The organism is Blautia sp. AF19-13LB (assembly GCF_003479105.1).
In the GTDB taxonomy this organism is placed as follows: Bacteria; Bacillota; Clostridia; order Lachnospirales; family Lachnospiraceae; genus Fusicatenibacter; species Fusicatenibacter saccharivorans.
In genome coordinates this window covers 114,422-131,953 of sequence record NZ_QUGO01000007.1, presented here as the reverse complement: position 1 = coordinate 131,953, position 17,532 = coordinate 114,422, and the positions used below count along the sequence as shown (strand labels likewise).

Here is a 17,532-nt window from a genome sequence, read left to right as displayed (position 1 = left end):
ATTTTAACCTCGAAGCAAAATAAGGAGGATATCAATATGGGAAAAAATCTTTTAACAGTGAAAGATTTAACGGTAAATGTAGAAGAAAAAGAGATCCTGCACGGCGTCAATCTTACGATTGGAAAAGGGGAGACGCATGTGCTGCTTGGACCGAATGGTACCGGAAAGTCGACGCTTGGCAATACGCTGCTCGGCAATCCGAAATATAACGTGACACGCGGCGAAATCTGGTTCCAGGGAAAGAACATCACAGAAGAGCCGGTCAATGAACGCGCCAAAATGGGACTGTTTCTCTCGTTTCAGAATCCGCTTGAGGTGCCTGGCGTAACCTTAAGCTCTTTTATCCGCAGCGCCGTCGAGTTAAAGACCGGCAAACGGATGCGTCTGTTTGAGTTCCGGAAAGAACTGGAAAAAGCAATGGAAGTTCTGCAGATGGATCCGTCGTATGCAGACCGTGATCTGAATGTCGGATTTTCCGGCGGTGAGAAAAAGAAAGCCGAGATCTTGCAGCTTCTGATGCTCGAGCCGTCCCTTACCATTCTCGATGAGACCGACTCCGGCCTGGATGTCGATGCGGTCCGCACCGTTTCTGCCGGAATTGAGGCATACCGCAGAAAATGCGGAGGAAGTCTTCTGATCATCACGCACAGCACGAAGATTCTGGAATCGCTGATGGTGGATCAGACCCACATCATGGTGGAAGGTGAAATCGTCAAAACTGGCGATGCATCTCTTGTAGAGGAGATCAACCGGGACGGATTTGGAAAATACGAAAAGTCACTGGCGTAAAACCGAAGGTACAGAAAGGATGAAAACGCTGTGAGAGAAAAAAGTTATGTAGAGGATATTGACCGAAGCATCTATGATTTCAAAGACGATGAAAAGGATGCCTATAAAGTAAAAGCCGGCCTGACGCCGGAAATTGTACAGAAAATTTCGGATGAGAAGAAAGACCCTGCCTGGATGCAGCTGTTCCGTCTGCGTTCTTTACAGATCTACAACCAGATGCCGATTCCGGATTGGGGTCCGTCGATCGAGGCTCTGAACATGGATGACATCGTAACGTATGTCCGCCCGAATACCAAAATGAAAGCAAAGTGGTCCGATGTGCCGGATGACATCAAAAATACGTTTGAGCGTCTCGGCATCCCGCAGGCAGAGCGGAAATCACTCGCCGGCGTGGGCGCACAGTATGATTCGGAGCTGGTCTATCACAACGTCCGCGCGGAAGTTGCGGCGCAGGGTGTTGTCTATACCGATATGGAGAGTGCGCTGCATGGTGAGTACGCGGATATGGTGCGGAAACACTTTATGAAACTGGTGAAACCGACCGACCACAAATTTGCCGCACTGCACGGAGCCGTCTGGTCCGGAGGTTCGTTTGTCTATGTGCCGAAGGGGGTTTCCGTGGAAATCCCGCTGCAGTCGTATTTCCGCCTGAATGCGCCGGGCGCAGGCCAGTTCGAGCATACGCTGATTATTGTCGATGAGGACGCGGACCTTCACTTTATCGAGGGCTGTTCCGCACCGAAATACAATGTGGCCAACCTCCATGCCGGATGTGTGGAGCTGTTTGTCGGAAAGAATGCAAGACTCCGTTATTCTACGATTGAAAACTGGTCGAAGAATATGTACAACCTGAACACGAAGCGCGCGCAGGTCGAGGAGGGCGGAAAAATCGAGTGGGTTTCCGGTTCATTCGGCTCCCACGTTTCCTACCTGTACCCGATGAGCGTGCTGAAAGGAAGAGGCGCAAAGATGGAATTTACCGGCATCACGTTCGCCGGTAAGGGCCAGAATCTCGATACCGGAGCGAAGGTTGTCCACAGCGCGCCGGATACGAGTTCCTATATTAACACGAAATCGATCTCGAAGGACGGAGGCATCAGCACCTTCCGTTCGTCAGTCTCTGCAACAAAAGCGGCAAAGAACACGAAATCAGCCGTTTCCTGCCAGTCTCTGATGCTCGATGACATCTCCCGGTCGGACACGATTCCGGCGATGGATATCCGTACAAAAGATGCGAACATCGGCCATGAAGCACAGATCGGAAGCATCAGCGATGAAGCCGTCTTTTATCTGATGTCGCGCGGCATGACGGAAGAGGATGCGAGAGCGTGCATCGTCAGCGGATTCGCGGATGATGTTTCAAAAGAACTGCCGCTGGAGTATGCGGTGGAGATGAACAATCTGATCCGCCTCGAGATGAAGGGCAGCATTGGATAAGGAGGCCAGACACATGGAAGAACAGAACAGCATGAAAATCAACCAGCTTCCATCGAAAACATGGTACTGGCTGGGATTAAATGATACAAAAGTAAAATGGGCGGCGGGTGCGCCGTGTGAAATCTGCGCGGAAGAGCCGTCTGCGGATGATGAGATAACGGGTTTTCCGGAAGCTATGAATACCGGGGCAGGAAAAGAGACGGATGTCCTTTTTGCACCGGAGCAGACGAAAAACTGGAGTGTCTCTGCAAAGGAGGGGCAGACGAAACAGGTCACGCTTTCCATCGGACAGGGAAAAGAGAAGGTTTCATCCGGAAAGATCCGCGCGGCGGCAGAAGAGGGAGCTTCCCTTACCGTTTTCGAGGTATTTGAACCGGCACAGGCAGCGGGACAGCTCGCGGTGCGGACAGAACTTTACGCGAAAAAAAACAGCCGCATCCGGCTCGTGCAGGTGATGATGCGCGGTGAGGAACAGGAGCTTTTAAATGATGTCGGATGCATCTGCGAGGAAAATGGTGCACTGGATCTTTTACAGGTCGTTGTCGGAAAAGGCGATGTCTATGACGGTATCTGGACCGAACTGCAGAAGGATCACGCATCACTGCAGGCAGAAATCGGCTATCTTCTGCAGAATCAGCAGAAATTTGATGTCAATCTGAATGTGCGCCACTTCGGAAAAGTAACCGAGAGCACGATCCAGGCAGACGGAACGCTGATGGATGCGGCGGAAAAGATCTTCCGCGGCACAATCGACTTTGTGCGCGGTTCGGCAGATTCCGTCGGAGCAGAGACAGAACAGGTATTGCTGCTCGGCGATGATGTAGTCAACAAGACGATTCCTGTGATCCTCTGTGCAGAGGAAAACGTACAGGGAAGCCACGGCGCGGCAATCGGAGAACTCGATGAAGAGACACTGTTTTACTTCGGTGCGCGCGGCATGGACCGTACACAGGCAGAAAATACGATAGCGCGGGCGAAACTGGAAGCAAAAATCCAGAAGATCGGCGATGCGGACATCGAACAGAAAGTAAAAACACAGCTTGCGGAGGTGCTTGACCGTGACAACAGATAACATCAGAAAAAATTTCCCGCTTCTGCAGCAAATGGACACGATCTATCTGGACAACGCGGCGACGGCACAGCGCCCGTCATGCGTTCTTGCTGCAGTACAGGAATTTTACGAACAGAAAAATGCAAATCCTCTGCGAGGCTTCTATCCTTTAAGCCTGGAGGCGACGGAGAGCTATCAGGAGGCAAGAAAGACCGTACAGGAGTTTATTCATGCAGAAGAGCCGGAGGAGATTATTTTTACCCGGAATACAACGGAAAGCCTGAACCTTGTGGCATACAGCTATGGCCTGAACTTTTTAAAGGAAGGCGACGAGATCGCTGTAACAATCATGGAGCATCACAGCAATCTGCTTCCGTGGCAGATGGTGTCGCGTATGACTGGGGCGAAGCTCCATTATCTGGAATGTACCAGTGAGGGCGAGCTGACCGATGAGGAGCTCCAAAAGGGCATTAATGAGAGAACACGTCTTGTGGCTGTTGCGCAGGTATCGAATGTGCTCGGCTGCGTGAATCCGCTCCAGAAAATCACGGAGATGGCGCACCGCGTGGGAGCCGTTGTCGTTGTGGACGGCGCCCAGAGCGTTCCGCATATGCCGGTCGACGTACATGCGCTGGATGCAGATTTTCTCGCCTTTTCCGGCCATAAGCTGATGGGCCCGATGGGAATCGGCTGTCTGTATGGAAAACTGGAACTGCTGGAAAAAATGCCGCCGTTTTTAACCGGAGGCGAGATGATCGATTCCGTTCACCGCGACGGAGCCGTTTTTGCACCGGTTCCGCAGAAATTTGAGGCGGGAACGGTAAATGCAGCCGGTGCGGTGGGGCTGGCCGCAGCGATCCGGTATCTGCAGGAAAAAGGATTTGATTATATCCAGAAAAAAGAGCTGGAACTGACGCAACGTGCTATGGAAGGACTCGGCGCGCTGCCGTACGTTCATATCCTCGGTTCCAAAGATCCGGCCAACCATACGGGCATCGTTTCGTTTACGATTGACGGCGTGCATCCGCACGATGTGAGCGAAATTCTTTCTTCTGACGGCATCGATGTGCGGGCAGGCCACCACTGTGCACAGCCGCTTCTGGAATATCTTGGCGTCCGAAGTTCGACAAGAGCCAGCATGATGTTTTATAATACACCGGAAGAGATTGATGCACTGATCGAAAGTGTATCCACAATCAGAAGGAGAATGGGCTATGGAGAGTAGAGGATTTTATAACGAAATTTTGACGGAGCACAATCTGCGTCCGGAATTCAAGCATGATCTGCCGGATGCGGACATCGTACTCGAGGGCGTCAACCCAAGCTGCGGCGATGATATCTGGCTGAAATTAAAAGTCGACGGCGATGTGATCACGGACGGTGCGTTCGTGGGCGACGGCTGTGCGATTTCGCAGGCATCGGCGGACATTATGCTCGGCATGATCATCGGAAAGACGAAGGACGAGGCACTGCGCCTGGGAAATCTGTTTCTGCGCATGATCAAAGGAGAAGCATCCGACGAGGAGATTGACAAACTCGAGGAGGCTGGTGCACTGAAGGACATCTCCCACATGCCGGCAAGAGTGAAATGTGCAGTGCTTGGATGGCATACGCTGGAAGAGGCATTTAAACAGGAAAAATAAGAACAGAAAAACTTTTTGCATTTCTGAGAAAAAGTATCACTTTACCCACTTGCAATTTTCAAAAAATTAGTTATAATGAATTACAGTTAGTAAAGACTAACCAAAGTGAATCAATCATTGTTATCTCCCGTCTGCGGATCTTGGACACTTCGCAGGCGGGAAACTCCAGAAACAAACGAGAAAGGAGCACACGAAAAGTGAAGAGCCTGAAAATTGAGGAAGTAAAAGGAAGAGAAATTCTGGATTCCAGAGGAAACCCAACCGTAGAAGCTGAGGTTGTTCTTGCAGGGGGCGTTGTAGGGCGCGGCATGGCACCAAGCGGCGCATCTACCGGTGAGTTTGAGGCACTGGAATTACGAGATGGAGATAAAGCAAGATACCTTGGAAAAGGTGTGCAGAAAGCAGTAGAAAACATCAACACCGTCATCAACGATACCTTAAAAGGTATGGATGCATCCGATACCTACGCTGTAGACAAAGCCATGATCGATGCAGACGGAACAAAAGATAAATCCCGCCTGGGTGCAAACGCCATTCTGGCTGTATCCATTGCCTGCGCAAGAGCAGCAGCAAACGCACTTGAGATTCCGCTGTACCGCTTCTTCGGCGGCGTTTCCGGAAATCGTCTGCCGGTTCCGATGATGAACATCATCAACGGCGGATGCCACGCACTTTCTTCCGGCCTGGATGTACAGGAGTTCATGATCATGCCGGTTGGAGCATCTTCTTTCAAAGAGTGCTTAAGATGGTGCGCTGAGGTCTTCCATGCACTGGCTGCCATCTTAAAAGAGCGCGGACTGGCAACATCGGTTGGAGATGAAGGCGGTTTTGCACCGGCTCTGAAATCCGATGAAGAAGCCATCGAGACCATTCTTGAGGCAGTGAAAAAAGCAGGCTACGAGCCAGGCAGAGACTTCAAGATCGCGATGGATGCTGCTTCCTCCGAGTGGAAGACAGGAACCAAGGGTGAATACAAACTGCCGAAAGCCGGCACTGTATTTACTTCCAAAGAGCTGATCGCTCACTGGAAAGCACTGGTAGAGAAATATCCGATCATCTCCATCGAGGATGCTCTGGATGAAGAAGACTGGGAAGGCTGGAAAGAGCTGACCGCAGAGCTTGGCGGAAAAGTACAGCTTGTCGGTGACGACCTGTTTGTAACCAATACTGAGCGTCTGGCAAAAGGTATCTCCCTTGGCTGCGGAAATTCCATCCTGATCAAACTGAACCAGATCGGTTCTGTATCTGAGACCCTTGAGGCAATCAAAATGGCTCACAAAGCAGGCTACACCGCAATTTCCTCCCACCGTTCCGGTGAGACCGAGGATACCACCATCGCAGACCTGGCTGTTGCCCTGAACACCTGCCAGATCAAGACCGGTGCACCGAGCCGTACCGAGCGTGTTGCAAAATACAACCAGCTTCTCCGAATCGAAGAAGAACTTGGAACGGCCGCTGTATACCCTGGTGCAAGAGCATTTAATGTGACACAGGACTAAGCAGTAAATAACATAATACCATAAAAAAAGACAAGATCCTTCCTCTTAAAACCAACCATAAATAAGTGTCCCCGGGGCCGTTGAAAAACGTGTTTCCCGGGGATTCTTGCATGCGGGGGAGGGGTATATGAAAAAACACTTGACTTGAAGCGGACTTGAAGTGTTATCCTATCTAGGAAAATGTAAAAATAAGGGGGATATATCGAAATGAGCGAAAGATTATGGAATATTCTTCTGGATTCTTTCTGGAAAATCTTTCTGCCGGGCCTTAAGGTGACGATTCCGCTTACTGTAATCTCGTTTTCCATTGCACTTGTAATTGCGACGGCAATGGCTATGGTACAGTTTGCAAACATCAAAGGCCTTCGTCAGATTGCACGTTTCTATATCTGGATTTTCCGCGGAACCCCGCTTCTGGTCCAGCTTTTCGTTGTGTTTTACGGACTTCCGCGCGCCGGTATTCTGATCGATCCGTTTCCGGCGGCAGTTCTCGTCTTTTCCCTGAATGAGGGCGCCTACAGTGCCGAGACGATGCGTGCGGCCCTGGAAGCCGTTCCGGCAGGCCAGCTCGAAGCCGGCTACTGTGTCGGCATGTCGTATCTGCAGATCATGCGGAGAATTATCCTTCCGCAGGCGATGCGCACCGCTTTCCCGCCGCTTTCCAACTCTCTGATCGCCATGGTAAAGGATACTTCCCTTGCCGCAAATATCACCGTAACGGAGATGTTTATGGTAACGCAGCGGATTGTAGCGCGCACCCATGAGCCGCTGGCACTGTATATTGAAGTAGGACTGATCTACCTGCTGTTCTCCACTGTGCTCACGAAGCTGCAGGGAATCGGAGAGAAGAAACTGAGTACATATCAGAAAAAAGGGGAATAAGCCATGCTGGAAATTAAAGGATTAAAGAAAGCGTTCGGCAGCCTGGAAGTATTAAAAGGTGTAGATTTAAAAGTAAAACAGGGCGATGTTGTTGCAATCCTCGGTCCGAGTGGTTCGGGAAAAACGACGATGCTGCGCTGTGTCAACTTTCTGGAGCATGCGGACGGCGGCAGCCTGATCTTTGACGGGAAAGAATATCCGTTCCACAACATCAGCAAAAAAGATATCGCGGCGATCCGTCAGAAAACCGCATTTGTATTTCAGAACTATAACCTGTTCCTGAACAAAACAGCCCTTCATAACGTAACCGAAGGCCTGATCATCGGCAGAAAAATGCCAAAAACCAGGGCGGAGGAAAAAGCGCGTGCAGCGCTTGAAAAAGTAGGCATGCTGGACCGTGCGGACTACTATCCGCATCAGCTTTCCGGCGGACAGCAGCAGAGGGTGGCAATCGCCCGTGCACTGGCAACCGATCCGGAAATTATCTATTTTGATGAGCCGACCTCAGCACTCGACCCGGAGCTGACCGGCGAGGTGCTTGGTGTTATGCGCCAGCTTGCCAAAGAGGGAATGACAATGCTCGTTGTCACGCATGAGATGGGCTTTGCAAGAAACGTTTCGAACAAAGTTGTCTTTATGGAAAACGGCGTTGTCGTTGAGGAAGGTCCGTCGAAGGAATTTTTCGCAAATCCGCGGGAAGAGCGGACGAGAACATTTTTGCAGAATATTGAACAGCATTACGAGTAAGGTATCCCGCAAAGCGGCAAATCCTGCCCGGAGCACGGAATCCGGACAGTTTGCAATAAAGAAAACAGAAGAAGCAAAGGCAGCTTCTTCCAGAACAAAACAAAAAAGGAGTGGCGAATATTATGAAAAAGAAAATGGCAGCAGTATTTCTGGCAGGTATCCTGACATCATCCTTTTTACTGACCGGATGCGGAAACAGCACGGCAGATAACAGCAGTGCTTCTTCCTCTTCATCAGCATCTTCTGCAAGTGCGTCTGGGGATCTTTTAGAGCAGATCCAGAGCAAGGGTGAGATCGTTGTGGCAATGGAAGGAACCTGGGCACCGTGGACGTATCACGATGAGGACGACAACCTGGTCGGCTATGACGTAGAAGTGGCACAGCAGATCGCAGAGAAACTCGGCGTGAAAGCAACCTTTGTAGAGGGTGAGTGGGACGGCCTTCTTGCAGGAATCGATTCCGGCCGGTACGATATCATGGTAAACGGCGTAGATATCACAGAGGAGCGCGCTGAGAAATACAGCTTTTCCGATCCATACGCATACAACCGCACCGCTGTTATCGTAAACTCTGCTAACGATGAAATCCAGTCCATGGAGGATCTCGACGGAAAGAGCACCGCGAACACCATTTCCAGTACGTATGCAGAAGTTGCCGAGAAATATGGCGCAGCCGTTACCGGTGTTGACGATCTGGAGCAGACTTTCGAGCTTCTCTTAAGCGGCCGTATCGATGCAACTCTGAACGCAGAGGTAACGTATTACGATTATATGAAAGCACACCCGGATGCAGAGATCAAAATTGCATGTCTCGATCCGGAATCCACAAAAGTCGGTATTCCGATGAAAAAAGGCGATGAGACCAAGACGCTGCTTGAGGCAGTCAACAAAGCACTTGGCGAGCTCGCAGAAGAAGGAACACTGACAGAGCTTTCGGAAAAATATTTTGGAACGGATATCTCCAAAGAAGCAGCAGAATAAGATACAAAATAAAGAAGGTTACAGATCATGATTGCAAATTATCATACCCATACATGGCGGTGCCGCCATGCGGACGGAACGGAGCGGGAGTATGTGGAGCGCGCGATTGAGGGCGGCCTTAAAATTCTCGGTTTTTCCGACCATTCGCCTTATCCGTTCCCGGACGGCTACGATTCCGGCATGCGGATGCGGCTCGATCAGGTGGAAGGCTATGTAGACACCGTGCTGGCATTGAAAAAAGAGTATGACAAGGATATTGAAATCCATCTCGGACTCGAAACAGAGTATTTCCCGAGATTCTGGGATCAGCTGATTGATTTTTTGTCGGACTATCCGTTTGAGTACTTTGTGCTTGGCCAGCACAGCCTGGGAAATGAGATCGAAAAGATTCTCTACAGCGGCCATGGAACAACAGACGGAAGCTACCTGAAACAGTATGTGGACCAGTGCCTGGCAGGCATCGATACCGGAAAATACCTGTATCTGGCACACCCGGATCTCTTTTTATTCAACGGCGACGAAGCAGTGTTCGACCGGGAATACCGGAGACTCTGCCGTGAGGTGAAAAAGAGAAACATTCCGCTGGAGATCAATTTCCTTGGTCTGATGGAAGAAAGATGGTATCCGAACGAGAAGTTCTGGAAGATCGCCGGCGAAGAAGGAAACACCGCCGTTTTCGGCTGTGATGCCCATACGCCGAAAGCCGTCTGGAATCCGGAGACGGAACAGAAGGCACTGCAGCTGGCAGCAAAATACGGTCTGAAAGTACAGGAAACCGTTCCGATGCCGAAGACATTTTAACAGAAGCAGAAAAAGCTGTTCTTTTCTGGTGAGAGTTTTGAAAACTCCGCGGAAAAGAACAGCTTTTTTGATATGAGATTTTTTATGCTTTTTTTGTGTGCATCAGCCGTACCGCCTCTTCCCGCTGTTTCAGAATCTTCTGAATCGAAGTCCAGTAAACAATCATTGAGACAACCGGCCCGATCAGGTCGGAAATAGGTTCCACGTAGAAGATGTTTTCCAGTGCAAAGAACCGCGGCAGAAGAAACAGAGCGGTAAAGTAGACGAATTTCCGGAAGAAGGAGAGTGCAAACGAATAGCGCACGCAGCCCATTGCAGTAAAGCCGTCTACAATCTCGTACTGAATGCCGAGCGGAATGACTGAGAGTGTCGAAATATGGATCGCGCGGACCACCATCGAGACGATCTGCGGATCGGAAGTAAAAAGCTGCGCAAACAGCGTTCCGGCGGCATTGGAGACGAGGAACATCAAGGTCGTAAATCCGGCACAGAGTGCGATGATGGTTTTCTGTGCCTCAAGAATACGCCCGGAATTTCCAGCTCCATAATTGTATGCGAGGATTGACTGCGTTCCGCCGCTGATTCCGCCGAGCGGTATCGTAATAATCAGCATAAAGCTCTGAACGATCGTTGCACAGGTGATGAAGCTGTCTCCTTGTCCGGCGGGTGCATACCGCTGCAGGACGGCGTTCATCGCAATGATCATCACATTGTCGATGGCAATGATTAGAAACGGAGTAAAACCGACTGTCAGAATGCGTTTCATGATCGCAAATGAATACCCGCCGAAGGTGATGCGGATCGGAATCGTCTTTCCGAACAGAATATGCAGCACATACAGACAGCTTGCGATCTGGGAGAGCACGGTTGCAATTGCTGCGCCACGCACGCCGAGATGCAGAACGAAGATAAACACAGGGTCCAGCAGCAGATTCAGGACGGCGCCTAGCAGAACAGATTTCATTCCCTCACTGGCAAAGCCCTGGCAGATCACAAACTGGTTCAGGCCGGTCGATAAAAGCGCAAACACAGAGCCGGAAACGTAGATCATAAAATAGGCTCTGGCGTAAGGATACGTAACGGTGCTGGCTCCGAATGCCATCAGCATCGGGCGGGTTAAAAAAAGCGCCGCGGCTGTCAGAACGAGAGACAGGGAAACAAGCATCAGAAACGCATTAGCCAGGATGCGGGATGCCTCTTTTTCATTTTTCTCTCCGAGCCGGATGCCGAGCAGCGGTGCGCCGCCGACCCCGATGAGGGAGGAGAACGCGCCGATCATGGTGAGAATGGGACCGCAGACGCCGACACCCGCGAGCGCCAGATCACCGACAGAGGCAATGTGGCCGATGTACATACGGTCTACAATGCTGTACAGAACACTCACGAACTGTGCCAGCATGCTCGGAAAAGCAATACGGGGAACCAGTTTTCCGATCGGATCGGTTCCGAGATGGTTTACAGTTTTCATAGAAAAATACCTTGTCGTTTTTTTGGGTTTGGGAACAGACAGCAAAAAACATGTCCGAAACAAAATCCGGAAGACTTTGTTTCGGACATGCCGCTTTTGGTCTGTTCTGATAGATCAGCTGACAGAAAAATTATTCAGCAAGAGTGGTCAGATCTACTTTGAAATCGTCAGATCCCTGTCCGTCTACGGTGTAGTAAGCGGCTCTCTGCTCTGCGTTCAGGTAGATTTTGATCTCGCCTTTTAATCCGTTTGCTTTTACTTCTTTTTTGATGACTGCTTCGAGGTCTTTCATAGATACTTTTGTCTCGAAGATCTCAAGAACGGTATCAGATACTTTTGTCATTTTACGTGGGGTTTTGGTTGCTTCTGCCATGGTTTCCGTGGTCTCCTTTTTTACTGTTTTTTTAACGGTTTCTTTTTTGGTTGCTTTTTTCGGCTCTTTTGCAGCTTCTGCTTTTCCTTCTGCTGCTTCTGTATGTAAGGTTTTTTCAGTCGTTGGTTTTACTTCTTTTGCCGGTGCCGCTGTCTTTACAACGGTTTCCGCTGTTTTTGCAGCTTCTGCAGCCTGCTGTTTCGCTTTGGCCATTTTTTTCATGGTTCTTTTATTCATTTTATTCACTCCTCTATGCGATATCTCTAATAAATTACCATGTTTTTTGCGTTCTGTCAAATTTAAATTCGAGAAAACAGCGGCTTTAGGATTGTACACGGCGGAGCACAGAAAAGATTTTTTCAGAATCCCAGATCTGCGGAACAGGGTAGGTGGGATTTGCTTCTTTTAAAGCACGGCGTGCTATTTCTGTGTAATCATTCGGCGAAAGGTGTGGCAGAGTGGATGGAATGTCAAACGAATCGCGCATAGCCTCGATAGCTGCAATCATCCGCTCAGCCTTTTCAGAAACGGTATCTCCGCCGAGAGAAAGCGCATCGGCGAGAACGGCAAGTTTAGGCGCAATGCAGGAACCGTATTCGCGCAGAACAGCAGGCAGCAGAACCGCGTTGGCTCTTCCGTGCGGAATGTGGTACAGTGCACCGACGGCGTGAGCGATGGCATGGACGTAGCCGACAAAGTTGTTGGTAAAAGCGAAACCGGCCAGATACGATGCATGAAGCATTTCCTGCCGTGCGGCAAGACGGGAGCCGTCACGCCAGGCTTCGGGCAGGGCATGGAAATTTTCGCAGACTGCCTCGATGGATGCATTCTGCACGCTGTGGGAGGCGAAGAGGTTCAGAAAAGCTTCCATGGCATGGGTCAGGGCATCCATACCGGTATCTGCGGTCATAGAGGACGGGAGGCTGATCGTAAGACGCGGATCGAGAACTGCCGTATCCGGGATCAGACAGAGGTCATTGACGGCGTATTTGTATGGTTTCCCGTCGATACAGTCTGTGATGACAGCTGCCGCCGTTGCCTCCGAACCGGTTCCGGCTGTCGTCGGCACGGCAAACAGCGGCGGAAGTTTCCGACGGACTTTCAGGAGGCCCCGCATCGCAGGAACCGTCTTTTTCGGACAGCAGACGCGGGCACCGATCAGCTTTGCTGCATCGAGAACGGATCCGCCGCCGATGGCGAGGATAGCCTGCGCCTGAATCTGCTGATAAAGACGGAAACCCTGTTCCACGCTCTCAATCTGCGGATCCGGGGCGATTTCGGAGAAAATGGTGACGGAAATGTTTTCTTTTTTACAGCCGTCCAGCAGAGACGTCAGTGTTCCGCGGCGGACAAAGCCGGGGGTAGTCACCAGGAGAATCCGGGAGATCCGGCGTTTCCGGAATAACGTGGGGAGCAGCAGAACGGCATCCGGTGCTGCAAGGAGTGTCTGTTTCTTATGCTCTGTCAGATGAAGAACGCGGCTCAACACCCACTGCCGGGTGCGGAACCAGAAAATGGAATGCATCAATCAAGTACCTCCATAAAAAATCGTGAGAATCGTATATCTCTTATTGTAACAGTGCACGGCAGGTTTTTCAATTCGTATAGGAATTTTGAATCTTCCGTGAAAAGAATTGACAGTGTAAAAAATGCGTGTTATAGTACAAATAGAACAGATAAAGAGAGCCAGGAATTGTTCACCTGGGAAATCAGGAAAAGGCTTGACTGGAGGTGCCTGATGATGGAAACAAAGAGAGATTATTATGAAGTATTAGGCGTCAGCCGGAATGCAGACGAGAAAGAAATCAAGCGTGCATACCGGAAACTGGCGAAAAAATATCATCCCGATACGAATGCGGGAAACCCGGATGCGGAAAAGAAATTTAAGGAAGTGACAGAAGCGTATTCTGTCTTAAGCGATCCGGAAAAGAAGAAAATGTACGATCAGTTCGGATTCGCGGCGTTCGACCAGGGAGCCGGCGCGTACGGCCAGCAGGGCGGTGGAAATCCGTACGGCAGTGCGTATGGAAACCCGTTCGGCGGAAGCGGAAACAACGGCGGCTATCACGAATTTCACTTTGAAGGAAACGCGGACGATATGTTCGGCGATTTCTTTGATCAGATGTTTCATGGCAAAAGCCGTGGATTCGGAAGCGAGCGGTATACGCGTTCGGGAAGTAGCAGACATCCGTTTGAGGATGCATTTTCCGGCCGCGGTACGGCAGAGGATCTCGATCTGCACGCTGAGGTTTCGATCCGCCTGGAGGAAGCGGCATCGGGCTGTGAAAAACAGATTACCCTGCGGAACCCGGATGGAACGACCAATACGCTGCTGGTTAAAATCCCGGCCGGTATCGAGAGCGGAAAGAGCATCCGTCTGCGCGGCAAAGGCCATACAGGATCAAACGGCCGCCGCGGCGATCTGATTTTGAAGGTCAATGTAGAAGAAAAGAAAGGCTTTGAACGGCGCGGAATGGACATCTACACGACGATTCAGATTCCATACACAACGGCAGTCTTTGGCGGTGAAGCGCGTGTCTCGACACTGTACGGAGATGTGGTCTGCAAAATCAAGGAAGGAACACAGTCCGGCAGTAAGCTCCGTCTGCGCGGCAAGGGCATGGTATCGATGAAAGATGCGAACGTGCACGGTGATCATTATGCGACGATTGAGATTGCTGTACCGCGCAGTCTGAACCGCACAGCACGCCAGAAACTGATGGAATATAAGGAAGCGTGCTGAAAATGTGAAGAAACTGTGAAATCGGAAAATCCGGGTTGACAAATCGTGTTTGTGGTATTATATTACATCTAGAACAAAGAAAAGGAATCAACAAGAAACCAATTCTTCCTTGCATGTTCCCAAACATCCTGTTCCAAGAAACTTATTCATAGCCACAAGGCAAAGCAAACTTAACACCCTTCACAAGATAAGAAGCCTGCTAAGAATCAGATTTTTGGAGGAAAAGGTAAATGAATACTTTAAAAGCTGAAAAGAGAAGTTTGGATGTAAAAGCAAAAAGACTTAGAAGAGAAGGATACGTTGTCGGCAATGTATTCGGCAGAGAGATGAAAGAATCCATTCCAGTTAAGATGGTAAAAAGAGATATCGAGAAACTGCTGAAGACAGACCACAAAGGCAGCCAGATTATGCTGGATGTCGACGGAACCGCATACGATGTCCTGATCAAAAATGTTGATTATAACCCGGTAGCCGGACAGATCGATTCGATCGAGTTCCAGGCACTGGTCAGCAACGAGAAAGTTCATTCCGTTGCAGAGATTGTCCTTGTAAACCATGAAAAGATCGCAGAAGGCGTTCTGCAGGAGGATCTGAACGAGGTTGCCTACATGGCATACCCGGCATCCCTGGTCGATCAGGTAATGGTCGATGTCGGAGAGATGAAGATCGGTGATGTCATCCGCGTCAAAGATCTGTCCTTGGCCGCTGACCCGGATATCACCATAAAGACCAATCCGGAATCCATTGTCGTAAGTCTGATGGCTTCCCACAACGTAGAAGCATCGGCAGAAGATACCGAAGAAGCAGAAGAGAAATAAACAGAATAAGCACATACAAAGAAATCCGAAGGCGTCAAAAACCTTCGGATTTTTTGCGTGAAAAATATGGTTTGAATCGATCAGATATAACTCATGAAGCCTTTTCCGATAATTTCGCTGCTCTTTGTGATCGCAATAAACGCGGTCGGCTCGGTATCATGAATAAACCGCTGAAGATAGACGGCCTGCTTGACATCCACAACCGTGAGAATGACTGTCCGCTGCTGGTCGGAGTAAGCGCCGACGGCGTCGTAAAGGGTTGCGCTGTGATTGAGATCCTTTGTGATGAAATCGCAGATCGGCTGCGGATTGTTGGAGATAATCGTAAAAAATTTATTCAGCTTCATCCGCTCAATCGTTTTGTCAATCAGCAGTGTTTTCGCTATCAGACCGAGAACCGAACAAAGTCCGGTTAAGGTATCGAAAATCAGGAAAGCAAGGATGACAACGATGAGGTCGGTCACCAGCAGGGCAGTGGAAATATTCATTGTAGAATATTTTTTAATAATCATGGCGATGATGTCTGTGCCGCCGCCGGAGGCATTCTCAAAAAACAGCAGTGCTGCCGCCAGTGCCGGAAGAATAATGGCAAAGCAGAGCTCCAGCATGATCTCATCGGTAAGCGGATGTGCCATCGGAAACAGCTTTTCAAAAATGTTCAGAAGAACCGAGGAAAGCACGGTCACGTAGGCTGTCTTGACGCCGAAGTTCCGCCCCAGCACAGCAAAACCAACCAGCAGAAGCAGCAGGTTGATAAAAAGGTTGATCTGTGAGGCAGTGAACGGAAGAAACCGGCAGATGACAACGGCCATACCGGATACACCGCCGAAAGAAAAATTATTGGGGAATTTAAAAACATAAATTCCAATGTCCATGATCAGAACAGCTGCGGTAATGACAGCATATTCTTTTAACGTTTGTAATGCAGGCTGCGATGCCTGTTCTTTTGTGTCCATTTTTTTGCTCCTTTATTTGAATTTGAGGCGACCTTCATTTTATTATAGAAGAAACTTTTTTGAATAACAGCTAATAATGTATCCCCCTCTTCAAACATAGCATGGCATATGGTAGTTTGTCCAGTTACATTTTCCTTATTTCCATTTTTCCGTTTTCCGATGGTTGTATCCAATTTATTTCTGTGGTATGATGAAGGGCAGGATCTTTTTTCGGAAAGAAAAAAATCTGCAGTTTCTGTTTCAAAATGTTTCGAAAAAAGAAGAAAAAACAGAAACAAAAATGGAGGAAGAAACATGAAAAATACAAAGGTTTATGTTGATTTTATAACAGAGAAACTGAAAAAACTGCTCTCCATCGACAGCCCGACCGGCTACACGAAAGATGCCATTGCATGGCTGAAAGCAGAGTACGAAGCGATGGGCTATGCGCCGGTGATCACCACAAAGGGCGGCCTTCTGGTGCAGCTTGCCAAAGGCTGTGAAGGAAACGGCGGTGTCCTTGTGGAGACACATACCGATACGCTCGGCGGCATGGTAGCGGAAGTGAAAGGAAACGGCCGTCTTCGTCTCACCGCGCTCGGCGGTATGAATCCGAACAATGCGGAGACGGAAAACTGCGTTGTCATCACAAGAGACGGAAAACGGTACGAGGGCTGCTTCCAGATGAACAACCCGTCGATCCATGTCAACGGTTCCTACGACCAGCAGGACCGCACCTACGACAATATGGAGGTCGTTCTGGATGAGATGGTCTTCTCCAAAGAGGAGACAAAAGCGCTCGGCATCGAGACCGGTGATATCGTCTGCTTTGAGACGAGAACCCGCATCACCGAGAAGGGATACATCAAGAGCCGTTTTCTCGATGATAAACTGAGCGTTGCAATCCTGCTCGGCTATGCGAAGTATTTAAAAGAAGAAAATATCACACCGTCCCGTCCGGTTTATCAGCACATCACCGTGTACGAAGAAGTCGGCCACGGCGGATCTGCTTCCGTGCCGGAGGGTGTGACGGATATCCTTTCTGTTGATATGGGCTGTGTCGGCGACGGACTGGAGTGTAAAGAGCATCAGGTATCCATCTGCGTCAAAGACAGCGGCGGCCCTTACAGCTACGATTTTACCGGTGAGCTGATTGCGGCAGCAAAAGCAAACGGAATCGACTATGCGGCGGATGTTTACCCGCACTACGGCTCTGACGTGGAGGCAACGCTCCGCGGCGGCGCAGACGCACGCCATGCCCTGATCGGCGCCGGTGTGTACGCATCCCATGGATATGAGAGAAGCCATGTGGACGGCGTGAAGAATACGCTGGAACTGCTTGCGGCGTATCTGGACAAATAAAAAT

17 protein-coding genes are annotated in these 17,532 nt (G+C 49.8%); 13 read left to right on the top strand and 4 right to left on the bottom strand.

Going from position 1 to position 17,532, the window contains the following annotated elements:
• Positions 1–36: 36 nt before the first annotated feature.
• From sufC to DWX32_RS08905, 10 genes are all read left to right on the top strand, one after another.
• Positions 37–789, top strand: a complete 753-nt coding sequence (sufC, locus tag DWX32_RS08950; protein ID WP_055217927.1) for a Fe-S cluster assembly ATPase SufC — start codon at positions 37–39, stop codon at positions 787–789.
• Positions 790–819: 30 nt separating this feature from the next.
• Positions 820–2,226 carry a Fe-S cluster assembly protein SufB gene (gene sufB / locus DWX32_RS08945; RefSeq protein WP_118659668.1) on the top strand — a complete coding sequence of 469 codons (1,407 nt, stop codon included), beginning with the start codon at positions 820–822 and terminating at the stop codon, positions 2,224–2,226.
• Between the two features lie 13 nt (positions 2,227–2,239).
• Positions 2,240–3,298 (top strand): SufB/SufD family protein, encoded by a 1,059-nt coding sequence (locus DWX32_RS08940; RefSeq protein WP_118659666.1) that lies wholly within the window; start codon positions 2,240–2,242, stop codon positions 3,296–3,298.
• A complete protein-coding gene (locus DWX32_RS08935; RefSeq protein WP_118659664.1) occupies positions 3,285–4,502 on the top strand; it encodes an aminotransferase class V-fold PLP-dependent enzyme in 1,218 nt (405 codons plus the stop codon). Before DWX32_RS08940 ends, DWX32_RS08935 begins: the two co-directional genes overlap by 14 nt.
• Positions 4,492–4,920: a Fe-S cluster assembly sulfur transfer protein SufU gene (gene sufU, locus DWX32_RS08930; RefSeq protein WP_055267877.1), complete on the top strand. Its 429-nt coding sequence runs from the start codon at positions 4,492–4,494 to the stop codon at positions 4,918–4,920. The genes DWX32_RS08935 and sufU overlap by 11 nt, the downstream gene beginning before the upstream one ends.
• Before the next feature lie 197 nt (positions 4,921–5,117).
• Complete coding sequence (gene eno, locus DWX32_RS08925) at positions 5,118–6,419, top strand: phosphopyruvate hydratase (protein WP_055217920.1); 1,302 nt, start codon at positions 5,118–5,120, stop codon at positions 6,417–6,419.
• A 207-nt stretch (positions 6,420–6,626) separates the two neighbouring features.
• Complete coding sequence (locus DWX32_RS19845; RefSeq protein ID WP_022462789.1) at positions 6,627–7,301, top strand: amino acid ABC transporter permease; 675 nt, start codon at positions 6,627–6,629, stop codon at positions 7,299–7,301.
• Between the two features lie 3 nt (positions 7,302–7,304).
• Positions 7,305–8,048 carry an amino acid ABC transporter ATP-binding protein gene (locus DWX32_RS19840; RefSeq protein ID WP_055267879.1) on the top strand — a complete coding sequence of 248 codons (744 nt, stop codon included), beginning with the start codon at positions 7,305–7,307 and terminating at the stop codon, positions 8,046–8,048.
• 122 nt (positions 8,049–8,170) lie between these two features.
• The gene (locus tag DWX32_RS08910; RefSeq protein ID WP_055217916.1) at positions 8,171–9,028 is read left to right on the top strand and encodes a transporter substrate-binding domain-containing protein; all 858 of its coding nucleotides are present in this window, start codon (positions 8,171–8,173) and stop codon (positions 9,026–9,028) included.
• A 27-nt stretch (positions 9,029–9,055) separates the two neighbouring features.
• On the top strand, positions 9,056–9,829 hold the full coding sequence (locus DWX32_RS08905; RefSeq protein ID WP_055217914.1) for a histidinol-phosphatase: 774 nt from the start codon (positions 9,056–9,058) through the stop codon (positions 9,827–9,829).
• 82 nt (positions 9,830–9,911) lie between these two features.
• Here the strand turns inward: DWX32_RS08905 and DWX32_RS08900 are convergent, their stop codons facing one another.
• The 3 genes from DWX32_RS08900 to DWX32_RS08890 all read right to left on the bottom strand — a co-directional run bounded on the left by DWX32_RS08900 (position 9,912) and on the right by DWX32_RS08890 (position 13,195).
• Positions 9,912–11,297, bottom strand: a complete 1,386-nt coding sequence (locus tag DWX32_RS08900; RefSeq protein ID WP_055267881.1) for an MATE family efflux transporter — start codon at positions 11,295–11,297, stop codon at positions 9,912–9,914.
• 130 nt (positions 11,298–11,427) lie between these two features.
• Entirely contained in the window at positions 11,428–11,907 is a 480-nt protein-coding gene (locus tag DWX32_RS08895; protein WP_055267883.1) for a DUF6465 family protein, read from the bottom strand.
• Positions 11,908–11,992: 85 nt separating this feature from the next.
• Positions 11,993–13,195, bottom strand: coding sequence for an iron-containing alcohol dehydrogenase (locus DWX32_RS08890; protein ID WP_055267885.1), 1,203 nt, complete (start codon positions 13,193–13,195; stop codon positions 11,993–11,995).
• Positions 13,196–13,411: 216 nt separating this feature from the next.
• Between DWX32_RS08890 and DWX32_RS08885 the strand changes: the two genes are divergently transcribed.
• Both DWX32_RS08885 and DWX32_RS08880 read left to right on the top strand, forming a co-directional pair.
• Complete coding sequence (locus tag DWX32_RS08885) at positions 13,412–14,413, top strand: DnaJ C-terminal domain-containing protein (protein ID WP_117804994.1); 1,002 nt, start codon at positions 13,412–13,414, stop codon at positions 14,411–14,413.
• Between the two features lie 230 nt (positions 14,414–14,643).
• Positions 14,644–15,231 (top strand): 50S ribosomal protein L25, encoded by a 588-nt coding sequence (locus DWX32_RS08880; protein ID WP_118600932.1) that lies wholly within the window; start codon positions 14,644–14,646, stop codon positions 15,229–15,231.
• Positions 15,232–15,311: 80 nt separating this feature from the next.
• Here DWX32_RS08880 and DWX32_RS08875 read toward each other — a convergent pair whose 3' ends face one another.
• The gene (locus tag DWX32_RS08875) at positions 15,312–16,187 is read right to left on the bottom strand and encodes a YitT family protein (RefSeq protein ID WP_055267889.1); all 876 of its coding nucleotides are present in this window, start codon (positions 16,185–16,187) and stop codon (positions 15,312–15,314) included.
• 294 nt (positions 16,188–16,481) lie between these two features.
• Here DWX32_RS08875 and DWX32_RS08870 point away from each other — a divergent pair, with 294 nt between their 5' ends.
• Entirely contained in the window at positions 16,482–17,528 is a 1,047-nt protein-coding gene (locus tag DWX32_RS08870; RefSeq protein WP_117509152.1) for a M42 family metallopeptidase, read from the top strand.
• The last annotated feature ends 4 nt before the right edge of the window (positions 17,529–17,532 follow it).